This is a genomic window from Flavobacterium sp. (genome assembly GCF_027484705.1).
In the GTDB taxonomy this organism is placed as follows: domain Bacteria; phylum Bacteroidota; class Bacteroidia; order Flavobacteriales; family Flavobacteriaceae; genus Flavobacterium.
The window spans coordinates 1-22,964 of sequence record NZ_JAIXSL010000014.1 but is presented as its reverse complement, the minus strand read 5'-3'; the positions used below and the strand labels follow the sequence as shown (position 1 = coordinate 22,964).

Here is a 22,964-nt window from a genome sequence, read left to right as displayed (position 1 = left end):
CTTCCGATATAGTAACTTTCAACAAACAAGGTCAAATTCACTACTTTTCCTGTAGCACATGGGTTTGCTGGGTTTAAATCTGCATCGGTATCGTCACAGTCATCATTGGTAGTTGAATATCCTGCTGGCGTAGCCAAACCTGAACAAACTGAAGCAGTTGTGGTACTTCCGTATGTATCTCCATCAGCGTCTACGTAGAAAGTAGCGAATTGGTAGATGTTGATGTTACTATCATTACAGTCAGTATTCGTTACAGAATAACCGGCTGTTGGTGGCGTAGTGGCATTTACAGCACATAATGATGTAGCCGTTCCTGCACCAACTCCGTCACCATCTGCATCCGTATAGAACGGGAAGGAATCGTGTTTCGTGATATCACTGTCATCACAATCCGTATTGTTGATTACATATCCAGAAGGAGCACCAGTACAGCTCACTTGGCTAACAGCAGGATTACCATAAGTGTCAGTATCCGCATCGGCATAATAAGTAACGTTTGCTGCAATACCTGTTATGAAGACGATGTTATTAGAATCTACGTTGATAAACGAAGAAGCATCAGCGCGTTCCACTTTAGTAATCGTCAACAATTGCGAATTCGCAGACAATGGCAATGCAATGCTAAAAGTAGCGGCTCCACTACCATCTGCAACAGTGGTCAATACGTTTTCGGTAGTGCCGCCGTTGATGTCATAATAAATTCTTGAAGCTACATTAGGTGTCAAACCACTCACGTCAAAAGTACCATTTGCACCTTCACAAACCGTTGCTCCACTGTAAGAAACAGAATCAAAAGTTGGTGCTGCAGCAGTTGTAGTTACGTGGATGACATTTGAATTTGCCGATGTACTGTTGGCGCTGTATGCTCTCACTCTGTAGTGATACTCTGTCAATTCTGACAATCCGCTTATCAATTGAGACAATCCGTTTACAGACAATCCTTCATATACTGTGAAACTTGGTGGTCTACCAGTGATCACAATAGAATCGATGGCACTGGTACCCGCTGCAGCTACAGTACCCGGAGAAGAAGCCGTATTAGAAGTCATAATCCATCTTAATCTAACCGAAGCCTGATTATCACAAGCAGAAGGCAAAGCGATATCGCTTAAAACTCCAGTGGTCCAGTTGTTACCCACTACAACAGTAGATCCTGTAACATCGAACCAATTGGTACCACCATTAACGCTATACTGTACTTTGAAATCTTTAGGTCCGGTTCCTGAAGAACGTTGCAAGGAAGACAATTTCAAATCAGAATAACCCGTAGTAGCAATATCTATTAGCCAGTATTTGGTTCCGCTTCCTGAATTCCAACCTGCGCCAGAAGCGGCACTAGTAGTACTTCCTGAAGTTACATTATAGGTAAGGGTTCCGACACCTCCTACGGTAGTAATTGTTTTCCCGTTGTTCGCGGCAATACCTGCATCAATAACTGCATCATCAGTGGCGTTAGGGAAACTCCAGTTAGCCACAGTAGTTAAAGCACCCAAGAAATTAGGGTTGGTGCTCACATCCAATAAATAAGATGAGGCTCCTGTTACAGCTTCCCAGTTGGCGATAAAACTACTAGACCCAACAGAAGTGGCTGCCGTAGCAACCGGTCCTGTGGTCAATCCTAAAGTCGTGAAAGAAGCCAAACTTCCGTAAGCAATTCCAGCTGCAGACGAATCGTTAGCGTAGGCTCTTACGTAATATAAAGTATTTGGAGACAATGTATTTAAGGTTATTGGGAATGCTCCCGCTACCTGAACTGCGCCTGCAAATAAACTATCCGTACTATATTCAATACCTGTAGCGGTGATTGCAGAACATCCTGCTGTAGCAGTACCAGCAATAGTAGCTCCAACAACTGTAGTACTAGAAACTGTTCCTGTGGTTACGGTCGCTGGTGTATTGATTCCGGATCCGGTAGCAGCAATATAAATCGTTGGTGCACCACCTCCTGAAACTGGAATGTTGCCATCATATGATTGAACTAACGTTGGGTTAAACTTCACTGAAATGATTTCTAAAAGGTCACCATTGATGTCTGGTGATAAAGTAATAGAAGTATCGTAAGTACTGGTAACAGGATTAAGGAAAAGATATCCAGCCAACGGCCCTATCGTTATGTCACTCACTAAAAGTTCTCCTAATAAACCGAAAGTACGCGCTGAGGAAGCAGTATTGATACATACATTTCCAAAACCAGTCAAAGGATCAGCCGTTAAGGTTGGCGTTGAAATTGGTAAAGTAGTGACTGTATTTGAAGTTCCTAAAGCCGTTTCTACATTCGCTCCGTTTCTTGCTTTTAGGGAATAGGTATATAAAGTATTTGGATTTAAACCCGTTACTGTAATCGCATGTGGCGTTGGAGTAAGTTGCCATTGGGCATCTGTTTGCCAAACCGCTGACGCACCTAAAGAACCATTAGCCTGAACGTATTGGCTATTTACCTGAATCGCATACTGTGTAGCAGCAGGATTGTTAGAGGCATCGAATGAAAAGTCAAAGGTAGTGGTTGTTACATTGCTTGCAGCGGCTGGTTGCGCTGGCACATTTGCTAAAGTGTAAAAACTAGCAGGCGTACCATAAGCAAAACCCTGAGCATTGTTTGCGTAAGCATTAAAATAATACTGTGTATTCGCTGACAAGGTATTTCCTGTACTTAGTGAAAAAGCCCCTGTTCCTGCACTTGGTGATGGATTGGCTAATTGAATTACACCCAGCTCGCCAATAGTAGGCGTAGTATCAGTTGCAGAATAAACAATTCCATTTCCTAAAACCGCTGAGCCTCCTGTTGAAGTAACATTTCCTTCTAGGTTTGCTGAATCGCTTGCAATCGCTAATGGCGTAGCTGTTGTAGTTACCGTCGGCGGAGGAACCACTACAGTACCGTAAATAGTTACATCATCTATTCTAAATGTACCAGTTCCGGCAGAAGTTCCGCCTAAATCCGAACGTTGCGTTCCGTAAGGATACAAACGGAAAGTAATTGTTCCTGAAACCGGGCTGTTGAAATCAGCAAAATCCCAAGTCAGCGTAGTTGCTGTTGTCGTGGTTAAAGCTGAGTTATTCATCGAAGTAGAGGTAACAAAACCATCCGTACTGTAACGCACTTCCAATTGGTTTGGAGCGGTTCCACTTCCTGAACGCACGAACGATAATTTCGTCAAGTTCATTCTGTAGCCTGAAGCTGCTGTAGCCGAAAATTCTATATAAGAATTGTTGTTGATCGTGGCCGTAGCATTCAAGGTTGTAGAGCTGAAGAAGTTATTCAATGAAGCACAGGTTAATGTACTACGAGTTGCCGCAGCTCCAGTTATATTGGTCACTACGGTAGCTACATTTCCTTGCGTCGGACAAGCAGACGTTCCTGTAAATTGATTCAGGTATAAAGCACTGTCAACCGTTCTGGTTTGCGTTACATCTGGTGCCGCAGCATAATTGGCATTACCGGCTTGTTTTGCTGTAATCGTTACTGTTCCTGCGCCCACTACAGTCAAAGTGTTACCAGAAATCGTAGCCACGTTGGTGTCTGAACTTTCAAAAGTAACAGGCAGTGTTGAAGAAGCAATACCATTCAAAGTAATAGCACCTGTCAAAGTATTTAAAGAAGGAATCGTATTAAAGGTAGTGATGGTTTGCGTCAATTGGTTGATCGTCGCGTTGGCAATCACCGGTTGTGTAAAACTATAGTTACCCGCTTTAGTACCGCTGATAGTATATCCTGTTACCGTAACGGCTTGTGTACCTACATTCGCTGTTGCAAAATTCGCTACAGGTGTACCGCTTATGGTTACATCGTCACTATTAATAGGAGCCGGACTTAACACCGCAGTTCCTGTTAAAGTAGCTGTAGTGGTTCCGTCATACGGTTTGTCTAAAGCAGAAATTCCTGTTACCGAAATTGGCAATGGCGTCACGGTTAAACTTTGTGTTTGATTGGTCGCTGGATTGTGTGTAGCATCTCCAGCTTGTGAAGCCGTAATCGTGGTCGTTCCTGCTCCTACAATGACTGCAGTGCTACCAGAAATAGTAGCTACGTTAGTGTTGGAACTTGTATAAACAATTGGATTACCGCCCGGATTGTCTGAGGTTGCCAATAAAGACACACTCGTCGTACCGTAAGGAACCGAACTCAAAGCAGGGAAAGTAATGACCTGATCGATTAATGAAGAAGGATTGATAGTCGCATTCGCCACTGTTGGCTGTGCTAAACTATAATTAGCAGCTTTAGTTCCGCTGATCGTATATCCTGTTACTGTTACTGGCCAAGTTCCCACTGCTGCTGAAGAAAAAGTAGCTGAAGGCGATCCGCCTAAAGTCACATCATCAGAAAACAAAACTCCGTTGAGTATTGCCGTTCCTGTAAGCGTTGCAGAAGTACTGCCGTCAAAGATTTTGTCTTGAGCCGATAACCCGGTAATAGTCAATCCTAATGGCGTGACCGTATTTCCAGAAGCAGAAGTCACAATATTAGCGTTGGGTGCCGGACTGCTCGAAAGCACTGCAGCATTTTGCGCATTATAACTTCCTGCACTGGCATTATTTTTCAATCGAACTAAAAAAGAAACGCCACCCGCATTAGCTTCGGCAGCAGTATAGGTAGCAGTTGCTCCGTAAGAAACCACATCATTTCTCGATACTTCAAATCCTGTTCCTGCAGTAGCTACTAAAGGATTAGAGAGCAAAGTTCCTGAAACGGGAAAAGACTGTGAAGCAGAAGCCGTTCCGTATGCCGTTGTAAAAGCAGTAGCCGATGTAGTTCCTCCATTGATTAAGGAAGCAGAGGGCGCAATATCAGCCCAAGTATTTCCTACACGAAACGCATCGATTGTTGCTGAAGGAGCCGTTCCCTGACGAATCGCTACAGCATTTAAAGCCGTCGCATCTGTTCCGGCAGCAGTACTTTGCAACGGAGCTCCCGCAAGTCCTTCTGTAGAAGCAAAAGCAGGTAATACCCATAGATCACAAGTGTCATTCGCGGAACCTGCGATGAATGTATATTTTACTACAACCATATAGGTTGTATTCAAATTAAAATTGGTTGTTGCTACAGTCGGTGTAGCAGCTTTGCTTATTCCGAAACGAATGTTCGAACCACTCAATTGTGCTGCGACTCTTGCATTAAAAGTACCGCTATTAAAGTGTATAAAATAATCGCTTCCAGCAGCTGCAGCAGAAATTCGGACCAGACAGCTCATATAAACTGTGCCCGAGGTTTGCGATGTAAAAGTTCTGTTGTGATCTCCTGCACCGGAAGAGATCACTGTGGCCGCGCCTCCAACTCCTGAACCGGCATGACCTGAGAAAGTCAATCCTGTCGTGGAATATTGAACAAAGTTGCTGGTTCCGCTATGCGCTGCCCAGTTTGGCGACGCAATGGTCTGTAGATTTCCGGCAGTAGCCCCATAGCTAAAGTCCTCTGTCAGCAATAGCTGCGCGTAACCTTTTCCTGGCATGCACAGCAGTAGCAAAGCGACACACCAAAACATAAGCGTGTTTGCTTTCTTAAAAAGTAGCGTATTTTTCATAAATAATTAAAATTGAGTTGCCACAAAAATAAATTTATTTAGTTGAATAGAAGAAGTTTGTGCAAAGTAATTGTTAATTTTTGTCAACATTTTGACTTAGTCGATTTTATGTGACTTTTATCGATGATAATGTTAATTTAACACGAAAAATAAACTACTTATCCTGTTAAAAAAAAATGCAATCCACAATAAAGTAGGCTTTTTAAGATTAAAAAATGAATAATACTCAAATAATCGCATAATAATAATTCCTGCCTTATAAGTTGTTCATACTAATTAATATGCATTATATCGAAAACTTATTCCAATTCAATATTTATTAATAATTTAGCCTAAAATTTAAAAGAAAAAATATGAAGACAAATTACTCTGTATTGAAAATTGTTGCTATTGCTTTGTTGTTTACTTGTAATTCTTGGGCACAAGCAACTTTAGCACAATGGAATTTTAATGGCGCAGATGCTACTTCAGTTCCTGGAGGAGGAAGTGCTCCTTTAGTTATTGTTGGCGCTGGTACTGCAGCATTGATTGGCGGAACTACAGGCGCTTTTGCTGCTGGAAATGCTTCGGCAGGAACTACAGAAACGGAACCTACAGCTACAAATTTTGGATGGCAAACTGCAGGTTATGCACCGGCAGGAACAGATAACAAATTAAGAGGTATCCAATTCAATGTAAGTTCGGTTGGACAAGCCGGAATTGTTTTTAAATTTGAACAACGTCTAAGCAACAGCGCCAGCAACACTTACGTAGTATTTTACACTGCTGACAGAACTGCACCTACTCCTGTATGGGTTGAAGCTCAGACTTTCACTTTTACGCCAGCTGCAACAGGAACCGGCGATACTTGGTATAATGGAAGAACTGTTGATGTTTCTTCTGTAACGGCTTTAGATAACAATCCGAATATTGCTTTCAAAATCGTAAGTGCGTTTGACCCTGTCGCAGGAGATTATGTAGCGGCTAGATCTACTAATGTATATTCTGCCGGAACCGGAGGAACTGTTCGTTATGATATGGTAACAGTAACCAGTAACGTAACATTAAGCGTTTCTCAGTTTGAAGCGAATGACAACAGCTTAAAAGCATACCCAAATCCTTCCAATAAAGAAGTGGTTACTTTGAGCCAGACCACAGATATTACCATAAGTGATGTAACAGGAAAAGTAGTTTTAACAGCTAAAAACACTTCTTCAATTGATACCAAATCTTTCAAAACAGGCGTTTATTTTATCAAAACAGCTTCAGGAGCAACGACCAAATTATTGGTGAATTAATCTCAATAGAAAACATAATTAAAAAGGGTACCATCAAGTACCCTTTTTTTTTATACCCTAAATTTAAAACATTTCCATAATCGCCTGAAACAAAGTCTCGTTTTTGAGCGGTTTAGATATGTAATAATTCATCCCGATTTCCTTGACGCGGATTTTCGTGGTTTCCATAACGTCTGCCGTTACCGCAATGATTGGAATATTCTTATTTGCCTCTCCGGCTTCTCCGTTACGAATGGCAATCGTTGCTTCATAACCATCCATGACCGGCATTTGCAGATCCATTAGAATAATATCAAAATGTTGCTGTTGTAAAGCATCCAAACCTTCCTGACCGTTGTTCGCATAAACTACCGAAGTGTTCAGCCATTTTTTAGTAATCATTTTTATGACCATTTGGTTAATGGCATTGTCCTCAACCACTAAAATGGATTTTCCCTGCAAATCAAAAACGGTCGTATCAGCAATCGGAGCTTCTTTTTTCTCGGGAATGAAAACCTCAAAATCAATCATAATTTTACAAGTGGTTCCGATGTTTTCAACGCTGTCCAATTGGATGGTTCCGTTTTGCATATCGACCAAAGTTTTGACGATGTAAAGCCCTAAGCCGAGCCCTCCAAATTTTCGTTTGTTGTCAATCGAATTCTGTGAAAACGAATCGAAAATACTATTCATCTTGTCTTTTGGAATTCCGACACCGGTATCGGAAATCGTCAAAATCAGGCTGGATCGGTTATTCGGTTTAGGTTGCGCGTCAATGTGAAACTTCACCGAACCCTGAGCCGTAAACTTAATCGCATTGCTCAATACGTTATTGACAACCTGCACCAACCTAGTGACATCGCCCATCATATGCTCGGGAATGCCATCCGCCTTAGAAAATTCGAATTCCAAACCTTGGTCTTTGGCTCTGTTGGCGGCATTGTTCTTTAAATGTTCCAAGACTTTTACAGGCTCGAATTGCACGCGTTCCAACTGCAATTCGCCTTTTTCAATTTTAGAAAAATCGAGGATATCATTCACCGAACTCAACAAACTGTGGGAAGAATACTTGATGATCTGGCAGTTCTGTTTGAGTTTTTCGTCGGCCACTTCCTTGGAAATCGCATCGGTTAAATTTAAAATGGCGTTCAACGGCGTGCGCAATTCATGACTGATGTTCGATAAGAAATACGATTTCAGATCATTCATTTCACCCAATCGAATCAGAGCCAATTGGTTGAGTTCTTCTTTTTCGTTTTTAAGATCGCGAATCAAATTCCCCATCGACAGCGATAAGAAAATGATCTCCAAACCGGTTCCGAATTTAGAGCTGTTCTGCGTGAAAAACGAATTCGGCACCTGACCGAAATTATTCAATATGAAAATCCCGAAACCGAGAATCAGGAACAAAATACCAACACTAAAAAAGTGGTCGATGTGCTTTCCGTGGTAATACAAATTAATGACGGAGGTAATGATCAAAATCAGAATCAACAACCCTAAAACATTGGCCAAAGGATAACAAACCGCAAACAGCGACGGAATAAAAACAATCGTCAGTATGACCACAAAAGCCAACGCATACAACACATTAAAAAGGATGTAAATCAGTCGGTTGCGTTCCTTAATTTTTAAAAACACTTCGCTGTATTTCCCTAAAAGAATGCCCGCTGTCATCGCAAACAACAACACCGCATGTAGAGAAAACCAACCGCTGTTTGGCGTTACAATCTGATAGAAGTAACCATCCAAAGCAAACTGCATCAAGCCTATGAACACTACGTAAAGGCTATAATAAAGAAACGTTTTCTCACGCAGGCCAAAGAAAAAGAACAGGTAAATAATCGCTGCTGTAATCAGGATTCCATAAAAAACACCGAGAAACAATTGCTCTTTCGCGGCCGCTTCTATAAAACTTTCGGACGAACGCAGCATCATCGGCATCTTAATGACTTCACCATCGCTTTTGAGGTGAAAATACAACGTGACTTTATCTTGCGGTTCGAGATCAATTCTAAAAATGGTTTTGCGATCCTGAAAACTCCTTTGTGAGAATTTAAGTTGGTCGCCGCTAATCGATTTTTTGATTGTTCCCGTTGCATCAATCGCGTACATTTCGACCAAATCCGTGATCGGACGCGCCGTTTCGAGATAGTAGTGCAACGGCTTTGAAACCGCATTTTCCAACTGCAATTTGGCCCAAAAATGATGGTCGGTAAATCCTAAATCGTCGTTCTCTGTCTTGAGTTTCCACGGACGTAGTTTGGCATAATTCGCCTGTATGAACGCAATGTCAAATTCCTGTTGCCCGACATCGGCGATGGTCGTATGTTCGTGTAAGGAAATGGTGGATGGAATCGGCTCTTTGAATACGTATTGAGCATAATTCAGATTAAAAAACAGTAAGAAAAAAAGCAGAAAACAGTATTTGTATAGCGGTCGAGTCATAATAACTTTCAAATTACGAAACGAAATATACAAGGAAAAAAAATTACTTTATAGCTTTTAACAAATGTTGAGTTACTTTTTCAATTAATAAAAGGTGTAAATCGATAAAATAGGAGATTTTTTTTCAAAAATTTTGATTAACTTTAGTGTGAGATTAATCTTTGATTACTAATTTTTGTCTGGTAACTTCTTGGTTCGCTGACAAGCATTCGACAATATAAGTTCCTGCCTGAAGCCCTGTCGTATCGATACTTAAATCGGTTCCAGGGTTTTTCTTTCTAATTAAAGTACGTCCCTGCAAATCGTAGATGCTGACTTCAGCAATAGTTTCGGCGGAATGAATCTTTATAAAATCAGTCGCCGGATTTGGGAGCATCGTCATAGCCTCGGCTTTAAAATTTTGCGTTCCCAGTGTCGCCGATCTTAAACTTCCCTGCAAAAGGAACATCGCCGAATCATACAAATTATCGTAAATATTGGCAATAGCAAATTTAAGATGGTAAGTGGCTCCCGGAATTACGGCTCCCGATGCTGTCAATATCGTAGATCGACCGTCGTATTGTATTGCTGTATTGATACTAGGCGTAGTGCCTATGCCATTGCTTACGTAATATTGACAATTCGTGCATGGGCCAAAGTTGTTGGGACCATTGTTCAGCGTATTGATGCTGACTGGCTGCGAGGAGCTTGGTATCAAGGCAATATTTTTTGCATTGTTCGAGTAAATTCCTGAAATCCCTGGGCCGCTGAGAAACAATCCGAACGTATCATTGAACTGGCTGTTGACAAATTCCGGATATTCTTCTGAAGCAAAAATATATTCAAAAAGCACCGTGTCGCCATTCGGAACAAAGTCGAATTCGAGTTTGCAAACATTATTGACCTGAGCGCCAGAAATCAGAGCCAGATCAGCATCACCCGTAAATGGTGTTGCTGTTGGGAGATTCACCGAACTGGTATTGTTTGGCCCTAACGCTGCATTAACTTTACCCGTAGAAAGTATCAGGCCTTGTTCGCAAGAGAGCGCGGCGCTTGCATCGGAAAATTGAGCGATCTGATCGCGAACGGTTTGGGCATTGGCTGCACTTCCATTGAATTTGATATTACTGACGGAGAGATTCTCACCCAAAAAAGTATTGAGCACCAACTGCCCCGGAGTTTCGGTATTATTGATTGCCAGCTGAGGCCTTACAGAAAAAGATACGAGTACCAAAAGGGTTGTAAGTAGTGTTCTTTTCATCGCTTTTTTGTTGGCAATATAATGAAAATTTCATCCTAGTCTATTTTTACGTCAAATAGCTTCTGAAGAAAAACTACCTTTGCTCCATTAATTCTTTACCATGAAAATCGTCTTCGCTACCAACAACCTCAACAAAATCAAAGAAGTACAAACATTGCTGCCAAATACTATTGAAATTATTTCACTGGAAAGCATCGGTTGTTTTGAGGATATTCCCGAAACCGCTGACACGATTGAAGGCAATGCCATCCAGAAAGCCAATTACGTCACCGAACAATATGGTTACGATTGTTTTGCCGATGACACCGGCCTCGAAGTCGAAGCTTTAAACGGCGAACCTGGTGTATATTCCGCGCGTTATGCCGGAGCCCAAAGAAATGCGGACGACAACATGGATTTATTACTCGCGAAACTTCAAAACCAAAGCAACCGCAAAGCGCAATTCAAAACAGTCATTGCTCTAAACTTGGCCGGAAATCAGTATCTTTTTACAGGTATTGCTGGCGGGAACATTACTTTAGAAAAAACCGGAAATCAGGGTTTTGGTTACGATCCGATCTTTCAACCTGAAGGGTTTACGGAAACTTTCGCACAACTTTCACTGGCCCAAAAAGGACAAATCAGCCACCGCGGAAAGGCCACGCAAGCGCTTATCTCATTTTTAGAATCAATGGCAACATAATGAAGTATTTGGCTACTTTTTCAGTTCAAAACCAGCAACTTTTGAACTATATTCAGCTACTATTTTCTCAACTACTGGTAACCTGTAAGGTATAATAATTTCTATCTTATTGATTTTCAAATACTAATAAAAGATTAAATCTCAATTATACTTTAGATTATCTCGTTTATTCGCCCTACTTTTGCACCGAATTTAAAAATAAAGAATGAACAAATTTGAACAATTAGGATTGAGTGAGTCGCTGCAACGTGCGATTATCGATCTAGGATTTGAGAATCCGACCGAAGTACAAGAGAAAGCGATTCCAATGCTATTGGAACAAGACACAGATTTAGTAGCGTTAGCCCAAACAGGAACTGGGAAAACCGCTGCATTTGGTTTCCCGCTAATCCAGAAAATTGATGCTAACAACAGAAATACACAAGCGTTAATTTTGTCCCCGACACGCGAGCTTTGCTTGCAGATTACGAACGAGATAAAACTCTATTCGAAATACGAAAAAGGAATCAATGTCGTCGCCATCTATGGTGGTGCGAGCATTACAGAACAGGCAAGAGAAATCAAACGAGGCGCTCAAATTATTGTGGCCACTCCAGGCAGAATGCAGGATATGATCAACCGAGGTTTGGTCAACATCAAAGGCATTGATTATTGTGTATTGGACGAAGCGGACGAAATGCTCAACATGGGATTCTATGAAGACATCGTTTCGATTTTATCCGACACGCCAGAAGAAAAAAGCACTTGGCTTTTCTCAGCGACGATGCCTGCGGAAGTAGCGCGTATCGCAAAAAAATTCATGGAAAACCCACAGGAAATTACTGTCGGCGCTAAGAACTCAGGTTCAGCAACCGTTTCGCATGAATTCTATTTAGTGAATGCAAGAGACCGTTACGAAGCGTTGAAAAGATTGGCTGATGCGAATCCGGACATTTTCTCCGTAGTATTCTGCAGAACCAAAAGAGACACCCAACAAGTGGCTGAAAAATTGATCGAAGACGGTTACAACGCCGCAGCATTGCACGGTGATTTATCGCAAGCACAACGTGATTCAGTAATGAAGTCGTTCCGTGGAAGACAAATCCAGATGCTTGTAGCAACAGACGTTGCCGCGCGTGGAATTGACGTTGATAACATTACACACGTAGTAAATTATCAATTGCCTGACGAAATCGAAACCTACAACCACCGTTCAGGAAGAACTGGACGTGCTGGGAAATTAGGAACTTCAATCGTCATCGTAACCAAAAGTGAATTGCGTAAGATTTCTTCGATCGAAAGAATCATCAAACAGAAATTCGAGGAAAAAACAATCCCATCGGGTATTGAAATCTGCGAAATCCAATTGTTGCACTTGGCCAATAAAATCAAGGACACTGAAGTTGATCACGAAATCGACAACTATCTTCCTGCAATCAATAACGTACTTGAAGGTTTATCGAAAGAAGAACTCATCAAGAAAATGGTGTCGGTAGAATTCAACCGTTTCATCAACTACTACAAGAAAACCCGCGATTTGTCGGCACAATCTTCTGGCAGCGAACGTCGTGAACGCGATGACCGTGAGCCAAGAGAATTCACCAATAGCGGTGGCGCCGTGCGTTACTTCGTCAATATCGGTTCGAGAGACAATTTCGACTGGATGACTTTGAAAGATTATCTGAAAGAAACACTAGATTTAGGCCGCGACGACGTATACAAAGTCGATGTTAAAGAAGGTTTCTCTTTCTTCAACACCGATCCTGAGCATACCGATAAAGTCATGGAAACTTTAAATAACGTCACTTTAGAAGGAAGACGCATCAACGTGGAGATTTCCAAAAACGACGGTGGCGGAAGACGCGACCACAACGGAAGAAGTTCTGGTGGCGGTTTCGGCGGCGAAAGAAAAAGCTTTGGCGGTGGTAGAAGTTCTGGCGGTGGCGGTTTCAGATCTGACAGAAACGCAGCCCCAAGAAGCGGCGGATTCGGACCGAAACGCGAAGGTGGTTTTTCAGACCGTGCACCACGTGAAGGCGGATTCGGCGGCAGAAGCGAAGCAAGAAGTTCCTCAGCTCCAAGACGCGAAGGCGGATTCGCACCAAGAAGAACAGAAGGTTTCTCAGACAGAGCACCACGCCGTTCGGAAGGTTCATCCGATGCACCTAGAGAAAGAAGACCAAGAAAAAGCTAACATTCATTTGTTAATTTTCTTATAATTATAAGGAAGACTACGAAATATCACTGGTGTTTTATTACTTTTAAACTTTTAAAACTCCTATGCGATATACTGTAGTCTTCTTTTTTTTATTGCTCTCCATTACTGCGTTTTCACAAGTAACTGCTGAAGATTCCAGAGTTTCCGGAACCATTACCAACGACAATACGAATCTTCCGATTGGCAATGTCAACATCATCAACCTCAACAAAGTGATTGGCACCATAACGGATGACAAAGGTTATTTCGAACTCAATGTCAGCGTCAGCGATACTTTATTACTGTCTTATATCGGATTCCAATCTTTAAAAATCCGCGTCACCAACGACTGGATCAAAAACAAGACGACCAAAATCCAGATGACTGAAAAAGCGATTGCGCTCGAAGAAATCATCATCCAACCTTATTATCTCACGGGTTACCTCGAAGTCGATTCCAAACTGATTCCCACACCCAACAATTACCGTTACAGCATTTCAGGTTTGCCGCAAGGCTACGAAGCCGGAGAATATTCGCCGAATGCGTTTGGAAACATCTTAGGTTCCATGTTCAATCCGGCCGACGCCCTGTATAATTTCTTCGGAAAAAAAGGCACTGAACTCAAGCGCCTGAAGAAAATCAAAAAAGACGAAACCGTCCGCAACCTGCTCGAATCCAAATTCGACCGCGAAACGCTCGCCATGCTTTTGGGCATCGACAAAAAGGAAATTGCCGAAATCTTAGACCGTTGCAATTACTCGGAAGCCTTCATCAAAACTGCCAACGACCTCCAGATTATGGACGCGATCAGCGGTTGTTACGAGGAATATAAAGTGTTGAAGAAAAAATAGTTGCTGAGGCTCTAAGGTTCTGAGTTGATAAGGTTAGAAGTTTTTTTAGGAGCTATTTCCCGCTTTACACTACTATCTTTTGCGCCACACGAGCCTTGGCGAACTGACGAAGTAAACACCGGCACAAAAGGATAACCGTTGCAATCAGGGCTAGGACAATGGTCTCATCATCACTTATTCATTTAACTTTGTGGCTCTGCGTCTTTGCGAGCAATTTAAAAAACTGTGAGCAAAGCCTTTCAATAACTCATGCTCATAGTAAATCAGTGCCTTTCTTGAAAATACCGCGCCTCAATCCGTTTTATATCTTTTATAGAATGCCTTGCCCAATCGAGGCGTTTTTCTAAAATTTCTGCTTCAGACAATTGCCAATGAATGTTCGATTTGTGCAAACGACTCATCAGATTCTGAATAATGATCGCCGCGGAAACTGATATATTCAGACTTTCGGTAAAACCCACCATCGGGATTTTCAAAAAACCGTCTGCTTGTTGCATGACTTCTTCAGAAAGCCCGTCGCGTTCGGTGCCGAAAAATAAAGCACTCGGTTTAGAAATATCAAAATCATCGAGCAGGCAATCGTTCTCGTGTGGCGTCGTGGCAATGATTTGATAGCCTTTGCTTTTTAAGTTTTCAATACAAGCCGAAATGCTTTCAAACCGGTTTACATCAACCCATTTTTGAGCACCCATCGCAATTTCCTTATCGATGCTTTTTCCGAATTTTTCTTCAACGACATTCAATTGCTGGATGCCAAAAACCTCACAACTGCGCATCACCGCACTTGTATTGTGCAATTGAAAAACATCTTCAATCGCCACGGTGAAATGATTGGTTCGTGTCGCGAGTACTTTTAAAAATTTGGCTTTGCGGGCGTCGGTCAGAAATCCTTCGAGATAATCTAAGTAAGCGAGATTGGTCATACGTGAATAATTTTGTCAAAAATAGTTTTTTTTCAGACACGGCTACGCCTTAAGACACGCTGCGCTTAAGACACGGCTAAAGCCTCTGGACACGCTACGCTATAGACTCGCCCTACGGGCTTTGGATTTTATTCGTAAAGTAGTGCGTATTCGTACCATAAAATGTCCGAAGGCGAAGCCGTATCCAACAATCCTAAGCGAAGCGTGTCTTAAGGCGCAGCCGTGTCTTAAAGTCCTGAGCGAAGCGTGTCTTAAGGCACAGCCGTGTCCCACAACCCTAAGCGCAGCGTGTCCAAATTTATTATATTTACCCCATGAAAAAGAAACTCGTCATTCTTTCCGGCGCGGGCATTTCCGCAGAAAGCGGCATCAAAACGTTCCGTGACAGCGATGGCTTGTGGGAAGGGCACAACGTCATGGATGTTGCTACGCCTGAAGGTTTTCAGAGAAATCCGGAATTGGTGCTCGATTTCTACAACCAAAGACGCCGACAACTTCATGAAGTGAAACCAAACCAAGGGCATCAGATTTTAGCGGAACTAGAGCAGGATTTTGACGTCTCAATCATCACCCAAAACGTGGACAACCTACACGAACAAGCCGGAAGTTCGAAAGTGCTGCATTTGCATGGAGAATTACTTAAAGTGCGTTCGGTAAGAAACCCTAACCACATCGTAGATTGGCAACATGATTTGATGCTCGGCGATATCGATCCTAACGGGCATCAGTTGCGTCCGCATATCGTCTGGTTTGGCGAAGCGGTTCCGGCACTAGAAGAAGCCATTACGTTGGTTCAGAAAGCGGCGATTCTGATTGTCATCGGCACTTCGTTACAGGTTTATCCCGCGGCTGGATTGCTCAATTACACGAAAAACAACATCCCGATTTATTATATCGATCCGCATCCCGCGACGATTTCAAACGCACCAAGCAATCTCAAAGTCATCGCAACGACCGGTTCCAACGGAATGAGAATCGTGGCGAAAGAGTTAAGCAAGTTTATTTGATTTCAATCAGAGCGTTTTTGTTTCCTCTATGGCCTAGCCCCGATGGTAGCGGTATCCTTTTTCTGGCTTCTTTAGACAGGAAAAGATTTAGCGGACAGCGGGAAACAGCTCCTAAAAAATCGGAAAACCAAAATCCGATTCCCGATAATTCTCGTTATCTTTGGGCTTTCAAAAAACAACACAACTACTGATGAATCCGCTACACGAACTCAACGCTGTTTCGCCTATTGACGGGCGTTACAGAAACAAAACCGAATCGCTTTCCGCCTATTTTTCTGAAGAAGCCCTGATCCGATACCGCGTGCTCGTGGAAGTGGAATATTTCATCGCGCTTTGCGAACTGCCGTTGCCGCAACTCATAGACATCGACAGCAAAGTATTTGTTTCGCTGCGGAATCTGTACGAAAAATTCACGAGTAAAGACGCGCTCGAAATCAAAGAAACCGAGAAAACGACCAACCACGACGTCAAAGCGGTAGAGTATTTCATCAAAAACAAATTCGATGCGCTCGGGCTTGAAGCTTATAAAGAATTCATCCATTTTGGATTGACTTCACAAGACATTAACAACACTGCGATTCCGCTTTCGACCAAAGAGGCATTTCAGGAAGTGTATCTCAAATCATTGATTGCTTTGGTCGGAAAACTTAAAGATTTGGCCGACGAATGGAGCGACATTCCGATGCTTGCCAGAACCCACGGACAGCCGGCTTCTCCTACCCGACTTGGCAAAGAAATCAGCGTTTTTGTAGAGCGTTTGGAAGAGCAAATGCGGTTGTTGTTTAATGTGCCTTTTGCAGCAAAATTTGGTGGCGCGACCGGGAATTACAACGCACATCACGTGGCTTATCCGCAAATCGATTGGCGCCAGTTCGGGAATAAATTTGTTGAGGAAACTTTAGGTTTACATCATTCATTCCCAACTACTCAAATAGAACATTACGATCATTTTGCCGCTTTTTTCGACGCTTTGAAACGCATCAATACGATTGTGATTGATTTGGACCGCGACATCTGGACGTATGTTTCGATGGATTATTTCAAACAAAGAATCAAAGTTGGGGAAATCGGTTCTTCAGCAATGCCGCATAAAGTAAATCCGATTGATTTTGAGAATTCGGAAGGAAATCTAGGTATTGCGAACGCCATTTTCGAACACCTTTCAGCGAAATTACCATTGTCAAGATTGCAACGCGATTTGACCGACAGCACCGTTTTGAGAAACATTGGCGTACCGTTCGGACACACTTTAATTGCTTTCGAGGCGACTTTGAAAGGTCTGAATAAATTGCTTTTGAACGAACCGAAATTCGCTGAAGATTTAGACAAAAACTGGGCGGTGGTTGCTGAAGCGATCCAAACGATTTTACGACGCGAAGGCTATCCGAATCCTTATGAAGCATTGAAAGGTTTAACACGCACGAATACTACGATTGACAAAAAAGCCATTCATGATTTTATTGAAACTTTAGCGGTTTCTAAAGCGATTAAAAAAGAATTGTTGGCGATTAGTCCGAGTAATTATTTGGGGATTTAGATTTTTATAAACTTCAAAGCGGAACTTCCTTTATTGGAATTGATTTTCATAAAATAATTACCCGTTTTCAAACTTGAAACATCGATAGTTTTGGTTTGCTGCGCGTTAGGAATTACAAGCACCAATTGCCCTAAAGTATTGTAGATACTGATTGAATTCACTTCAAAGCTTTTCTTCATTTCAATATTCAAAACATCTTTAGCGGGATTTGGGTAGATTCTGAAATACTGCTCAAAATCAAAATCCTGATTGGCTAAAAGAGCTACAGTCGTTGTTGCCGTATTGGTAATGATTGGTAAGTTATAATCAAAATAAATGCTCGCCGTATTGCTGAATGAATTTCCGACCACTAAGCTTGGTTTGGTTTTGATTTTAAACACTATATAACCATCGTTGTTCGCATCGTCAAATGGAAGGTTGATGTTTTCAAAGATAAACTCGACTTTGTTGGTATTCGAAATTTTCGTGACAAACGGATGGCATGAATCCATTGGAATTAAAGAATTGATATCGAATTTTGTGGTGTCAATCATATCTTTCACTACAATATTTTCAGCATTGGCGGTTCCGGTGTTTTCAAAACGGATCATATAGTGTACTTCTTTACCCACCATTGCCGGAGTAATTGTTGTTCCCTCAAGACAGGTTTTATCGTTGGGATCGAAGGAATTAACAACGGTTTGATTCAAAGTAAACAAGTTATCTGCAGACAGCTCATCTGTCGCCACCGAAGTGATTGAACCCGAAAACTGTAAAGAAAATCCGCCAAAAACAGGTGGTTCTTCAGAAGGCGTATTGAGGTTAAAAGTCACAAGAATTTCTCTTGTCTCAAACGGCAATAAATCAATAAAATCCCAATTCAGAGCATTGATAGCTTGTGAGACAAACTCTGTATCAGTGCTTACCAAATCTAAAACTGCGTCATTAAAACCTAAACTGATGGCCCCTGAAGCTGTTAGGGTTCCTTTATTTCTGTATACTATTTTATAGGAGGCATCAAATCCCGGTCTGGCATTGGTAACCGGAATGATGACTACGTCAACATCATTATGGATTCCGTTTGGAGCCACACAGAAATTTTGCGTGACCGGGCTTGCCTGCGTCGGGAAATTTACATTGAACGAAGCGGGCGAAATCGTAAAATAAGCTGGATTTTCAATCACTGGATTGACGGTATAAGCACCTGCTGTGACAGGAAAACTAAACGTGCCTGTGGCATTTGGGATGTTGTAAGTTCCTATTAAATTGCCCGTTGCCACACTGAGTTTAAAATTAGGAAATGGCAAATCTGAAGCATCACAACCATTCCCAGTACTATCATAGCGATTGTTTCCTGAAACGGTATAATATTCTCCTCCCGGATAAAATGAACAATAAGTATTTACTTCAACATTGTTATAACCATAGGTGACCATTCTAGCCTGAAACATCGCAACACTGGCCTCATCACAACAGATATATTTTAAATTCGGATTGAAATTCAACGACAAATAGCCATTAGCGAAAGCACTGGAGGTATATTGTTTTCCGTTTTTTATGAATAAATATTGTAAGGAATTATAAGCCATTGTAGCCTTTAATAATTGGCTGAGATTGGATAAGTCGAGTGCGCTGAAAAGATTATGTTCTCCTTCAAAAAAACGAAGGTTGGGTACTAGCGTAAAATCCAGATTCGTAAGGTTGTTCGTTGAAACGCGTAAGCTGCTCAGATTGGAAACACCTGCCAAATTAATCGATGTCAGCAGGTTACTTGAAGCTTGAACGTCAGTAAGATTTGGAGCACCTGTCAAATCAAGTGTTGGAATTTGGTTCCATCCACAATCCAAATTAACCAAATTAGGCATATTGATCAACTGCAACGATGTTAACAAAGAAGACGAACAGTTCACCGATGTCAATGCCGGTAGATTCTCAAGAATAACCTGATGGGTTCCAACACCAAACCAGCTTCCTATATTAGCGTTTAATGTTGTTAAAGCAGGAAGATCGTGAAGGCGTAAAACGGCAAAAGGATTTCCAAAAAAAGTAAAACTTTCGAGATGCGTAAGCCCGTCAAGCACTATAGATGTAAGGTTGTTACTTTGAACACTGAGCGTTTTCAATTCAGGAAACATACTTACATCAAGCGTGGATAATTCGTGATAGTTTAAATCCAGATATTGTAAATGGATAAAATATTCAAGTCCGTCAACATTATAGAGATTTGCAGTTGCAACCGTTGTATTGGCAGTAAAAGACAAATAAGAAATGTTTTCTACTTCGTTATATTGGAGTTCCCCATCATTATTAAGATCAACCCTGGAAACATTATTCCCATTGAGGTCTTTAGCCACCGTTAAGGACGATCCGTTGGTAAGATATGTTTTAAGACGACCCGCTGGGAAAGGAATCGTTTGCGAATAGGCTATCGAAAACAAAAGACAAACAAATAGTGAAGTGTAAATTTTTTTCATGGGTGAATTTTAGATCGTAAATATATACAAATAAACCTTTTAAATTGTTTTCATAAAAAAGCCCCGTATCACTACGAGGCTTTCCATCCTTTTCATTGTATTAGATTTTCACAAATTTCACGCTTGAAGTTCCTTTACCTGAATTGACTTTCAAAAAATAATTCCCGGTTTTTAAACTTGAAACGTCAATAGTTTTGGTTTGCTGCGCGTTAGGAATTACAAGCACCAATTGTCCTAAAGTATTGTAGATATTGATGGAAGTGACTTCAATAGTTTTCTTTGTTTCGATATTTAAAACGTCTTTAGCCGGATTTGGATAAAGTTTGAAATACTGCTCAAACTCAAAATCTTGGTTCGCTAAAAGCGCAACAGCTGTAGTTGCTGCGTTGGTAATGATTGGGAAGTTATAATCAAAATAAATACTCGCAGTGTTGCTGAACGAATTTCCGAGAACTAAATCTGGTTTGGTTTTGATTTTAAACGCTACATAACCGTCGTTATGGGCATCGTCAAATGGAAGATTGATGTTTTCAAAGATGAATTCGACTTTGTTGGTATTCGATATTTTGGTCACAAACGGATGGTTTGCGTCGATTGGAATTAAAGAATTGACATCAAATTTTGTGGCGTCGATCATATCCTTTACGACAATATTTTCGGCATTCGCAGTTCCTGTATTTTCAAAACGGATCATATAATGCACTTCTTTGCCGACCATTTCAGGTGTGATGGTGGCGCCTTCTAGACAGGTTTTGTCGTTGGGATCAAAGGAATTCACCACAGTTTGATGGAGAACAAAAGTATTGTCGTTTGGCGTTTCGTCGGTTAATGTGCTGTTGACTGAAGCTGTAAAATTTAAAATATCGCCGCCATTGACCGGAGGAATCTCCATGGGTGAATGGGCATTTAGGGTCACCAAAACCGATCTGGTTTCAAACGGAAGTAAATCAGAGAAATTCCAATTCAGGGCATTGATGTTTTGCGAATTAGTCGCCGGATTCGCATTGACAAAATCCAAAACCGCATCGTCATAAGCGAAACTGAGGGTTCCGGATTGCGTTTGGGTTCCTTTGTTTTTGTAGCTGATTTTATAGGTCGCGTCAAAGCCCGGTCTCGCATTATTCACCGGAATCAGTGCCATTTCTAAATCATTGTGATTCCCGTTTGGCGTAATGCAGAAATTTTGGGTAAAAGGACTAGCGTCACCAGGAAATACAACTGAAAAAGATGCTGGTGACACACTAAAATTAGCGGCATTTTCCAACACTGGAGTTATCGTTTGGGTTCCGGAGGTAACGGGGATATAATAATTTCCAGATTCATTAGATATAATTTCTCCGGTATTTGTGCCGTCGGAAATCGAAAATTTAAAATTAGAAACTACTGCATCGGCCATGTCGCAACCATTGTTATTAGCATCGAATTTAACTTTTCCTTGAATCGGGTAAAAAGTGCCGCCGGGAGTGAACGTACAATATGAATTCACTTGTACCTGATTTTGCAACCCAAGCGCATTGATTTTTTCCTGAATATGATCTTGTTCTCCTTCATCCACACAAATAAAAGAAAGGCTTGGACAATTGTTGATGACCAGTGTCAATGTACTCTGTAGCCAAGTTTCTCCCGAGATGACTTCACTACAAGTAATTTCTCGATAATTGACTCCATTTTTCATACTTAAAAAATTTAAGTTCGGACAATCAATAATCCTAACAATCCCACCCTCTTCGTCCTGCCAATGATAACGACAATTATTGTATCCCCCAAAATTTGTAAGATCAAAAGAAGAATTTGTAGAAGAATACGTAAGATTCGCCGGACTGAAAGCACCAAAAATCACTTTATCATCAGGGTTATTCCCTAAAAAAATCATACTACCGCCGTCTGCCCAATAAAATGAAACATTCGTCAAATCTAACTCTGTAAATTGGCAATGTTGGAAATTAGCAAACTTTGAACGCCCATTTCCTACTAAAGAAGTTAGAGAAGTGTAACTTAGGTTAAGATTATATATAACAGAACTATTCAAATCAAATAATGTGAGTGGATTGTAACTGCAATCCAGATAACCATAAATATCACCCGTAGCCGTAAAAGTCGTAATATTATTGTGACTTAAATTAATGCCGGGTACATATTCTGACTCAGAAGGGTCATAAGCATGTTCGTATAGAATATCTATTGAACCATCGGTAAGTTGGTTGTATCCGGCACTTAATTTTCTCAAAGTTACTGAATGATCCACCGAAATACTTTGCAGCAAATTATTATTACATATTAAATGCTTTAATAAAGAATTGGTATTACCAATCACAATATTTTGCAATACATTATTACTGCAATCCAACTTGTCCAGATTAGTAAAATAAGAAATACCTGTAAGATCAGCAATATTGGCATTTGAAACATTTAAATACAAAACCGACTGTACTTCACTAATCTCAATTTCTCCATCATTATTGGCATCTATAATAATATTATTTTCATAATCAGTAGCGACACCCGGCTGAAGCAACTTCGCCTTAAAATTTGGGTCGGGAAAATTAATAATCTGGCTGTATGAAATGCAGGAAATCAAGACCAATAAGACAACGTATAATTTTTTCATGATGATACCCAGTTTGTTTAGTGAAATAAAGTTATGCAATTATAAACGATTGGTTGTATTAGCAATTAGAATTTGTGGTGTTTGGTTTAGAATTCGCAATTCAAGGCCATGAAAAAAAGTATTACTTCGAGGCTTGATGCTTTTTTATGGCACTACATTTTCACAAACTTCACACTTGAAGTTCCTTTATCCGAATTGATTTTCAAAAAATAATTTCCGGTTTTCAGACTTGAAACATCAATAGTTTTGGTTTGCTGTGCGTTT

At 41.1% G+C, this 22,964-nt stretch carries 13 protein-coding genes; 6 read left to right on the top strand and 7 right to left on the bottom strand.

Translation table 11 applies throughout. From position 1 onward, the window contains the following. On the bottom strand, positions 1 to 5,519 hold a 5,519-nt coding region (locus Q0058_RS07845), incomplete at its 3' end, for a YDG domain-containing protein (protein ID WP_298222611.1). A gap of 353 nt (positions 5,520 to 5,872) precedes the next feature. On the opposite strand from Q0058_RS07845, the gene Q0058_RS07840 reads away from it, so the two are divergent. Beyond that, a complete protein-coding gene (locus Q0058_RS07840) occupies positions 5,873 to 6,796 on the top strand; it encodes a T9SS type A sorting domain-containing protein (RefSeq protein WP_298222609.1) in 924 nt (307 codons plus the stop codon). 63 nt (positions 6,797 to 6,859) lie between these two features. Here the strand turns inward: Q0058_RS07840 and Q0058_RS07835 are convergent, their stop codons facing one another. Further along, positions 6,860 to 9,223 carry a hybrid sensor histidine kinase/response regulator gene (locus Q0058_RS07835; protein WP_298222607.1) on the bottom strand — a complete coding sequence of 788 codons (2,364 nt, stop codon included), beginning with the start codon at positions 9,221 to 9,223 and terminating at the stop codon, positions 6,860 to 6,862. 154 nt (positions 9,224 to 9,377) lie between these two features. Beyond that, on the bottom strand, positions 9,378 to 10,463 hold the full coding sequence (locus Q0058_RS07830) for a choice-of-anchor L domain-containing protein (protein ID WP_298222605.1): 1,086 nt from the start codon (positions 10,461 to 10,463) through the stop codon (positions 9,378 to 9,380). A 100-nt stretch (positions 10,464 to 10,563) separates the two neighbouring features. On the opposite strand from Q0058_RS07830, the gene Q0058_RS07825 reads away from it, so the two are divergent. The 3 genes from Q0058_RS07825 to Q0058_RS07815 all read left to right on the top strand — a co-directional run bounded on the left by Q0058_RS07825 (position 10,564) and on the right by Q0058_RS07815 (position 14,172). Next, positions 10,564 to 11,145, top strand: a complete 582-nt coding sequence (locus Q0058_RS07825) for a non-canonical purine NTP diphosphatase (RefSeq protein ID WP_298222603.1) — start codon at positions 10,564 to 10,566, stop codon at positions 11,143 to 11,145. A gap of 205 nt (positions 11,146 to 11,350) precedes the next feature. Continuing rightward, the gene (locus tag Q0058_RS07820) at positions 11,351 to 13,318 is read left to right on the top strand and encodes a DEAD/DEAH box helicase (RefSeq protein WP_298222601.1); all 1,968 of its coding nucleotides are present in this window, start codon (positions 11,351 to 11,353) and stop codon (positions 13,316 to 13,318) included. A gap of 86 nt (positions 13,319 to 13,404) precedes the next feature. After that, the gene (locus Q0058_RS07815) at positions 13,405 to 14,172 is read left to right on the top strand and encodes a carboxypeptidase-like regulatory domain-containing protein (RefSeq protein ID WP_298222599.1); all 768 of its coding nucleotides are present in this window, start codon (positions 13,405 to 13,407) and stop codon (positions 14,170 to 14,172) included. Between the two features lie 263 nt (positions 14,173 to 14,435). On the opposite strand, the gene Q0058_RS07810 is transcribed toward Q0058_RS07815, so the two are convergent. Further along, positions 14,436 to 15,095 carry an RNA methyltransferase gene (locus Q0058_RS07810; protein ID WP_298222597.1) on the bottom strand — a complete coding sequence of 220 codons (660 nt, stop codon included), beginning with the start codon at positions 15,093 to 15,095 and terminating at the stop codon, positions 14,436 to 14,438. 314 nt (positions 15,096 to 15,409) lie between these two features. Here Q0058_RS07810 and Q0058_RS07805 point away from each other — a divergent pair, with 314 nt between their 5' ends. Together Q0058_RS07805 and purB are read left to right on the top strand one after the other, a co-directional pair. Then, positions 15,410 to 16,102, top strand: coding sequence for an NAD-dependent deacylase (locus Q0058_RS07805; RefSeq protein ID WP_298222595.1), 693 nt, complete (start codon positions 15,410 to 15,412; stop codon positions 16,100 to 16,102). Positions 16,103 to 16,292: 190 nt separating this feature from the next. Beyond that, on the top strand, positions 16,293 to 17,639 hold the full coding sequence (gene purB / locus Q0058_RS07800) for an adenylosuccinate lyase (protein ID WP_298222593.1): 1,347 nt from the start codon (positions 16,293 to 16,295) through the stop codon (positions 17,637 to 17,639). Here the strand turns inward: purB and Q0058_RS07795 are convergent. From Q0058_RS07795 to Q0058_RS14540, 3 genes are all read right to left on the bottom strand, one after another. After that, a complete protein-coding gene (locus Q0058_RS07795) occupies positions 17,636 to 20,092 on the bottom strand; it encodes a T9SS type A sorting domain-containing protein (protein ID WP_298222591.1) in 2,457 nt (818 codons plus the stop codon). The genes purB and Q0058_RS07795 overlap by 4 nt on opposite strands. A gap of 100 nt (positions 20,093 to 20,192) precedes the next feature. Then, on the bottom strand, positions 20,193 to 22,700 hold the full coding sequence (locus Q0058_RS07790) for a T9SS type A sorting domain-containing protein (protein ID WP_298222589.1): 2,508 nt from the start codon (positions 22,698 to 22,700) through the stop codon (positions 20,193 to 20,195). A gap of 152 nt (positions 22,701 to 22,852) precedes the next feature. Then, positions 22,853 to 22,964 (bottom strand): T9SS type A sorting domain-containing protein (locus Q0058_RS14540; RefSeq protein ID WP_366869723.1); only part of this gene is annotated, 112 nt, incomplete at its 5' end.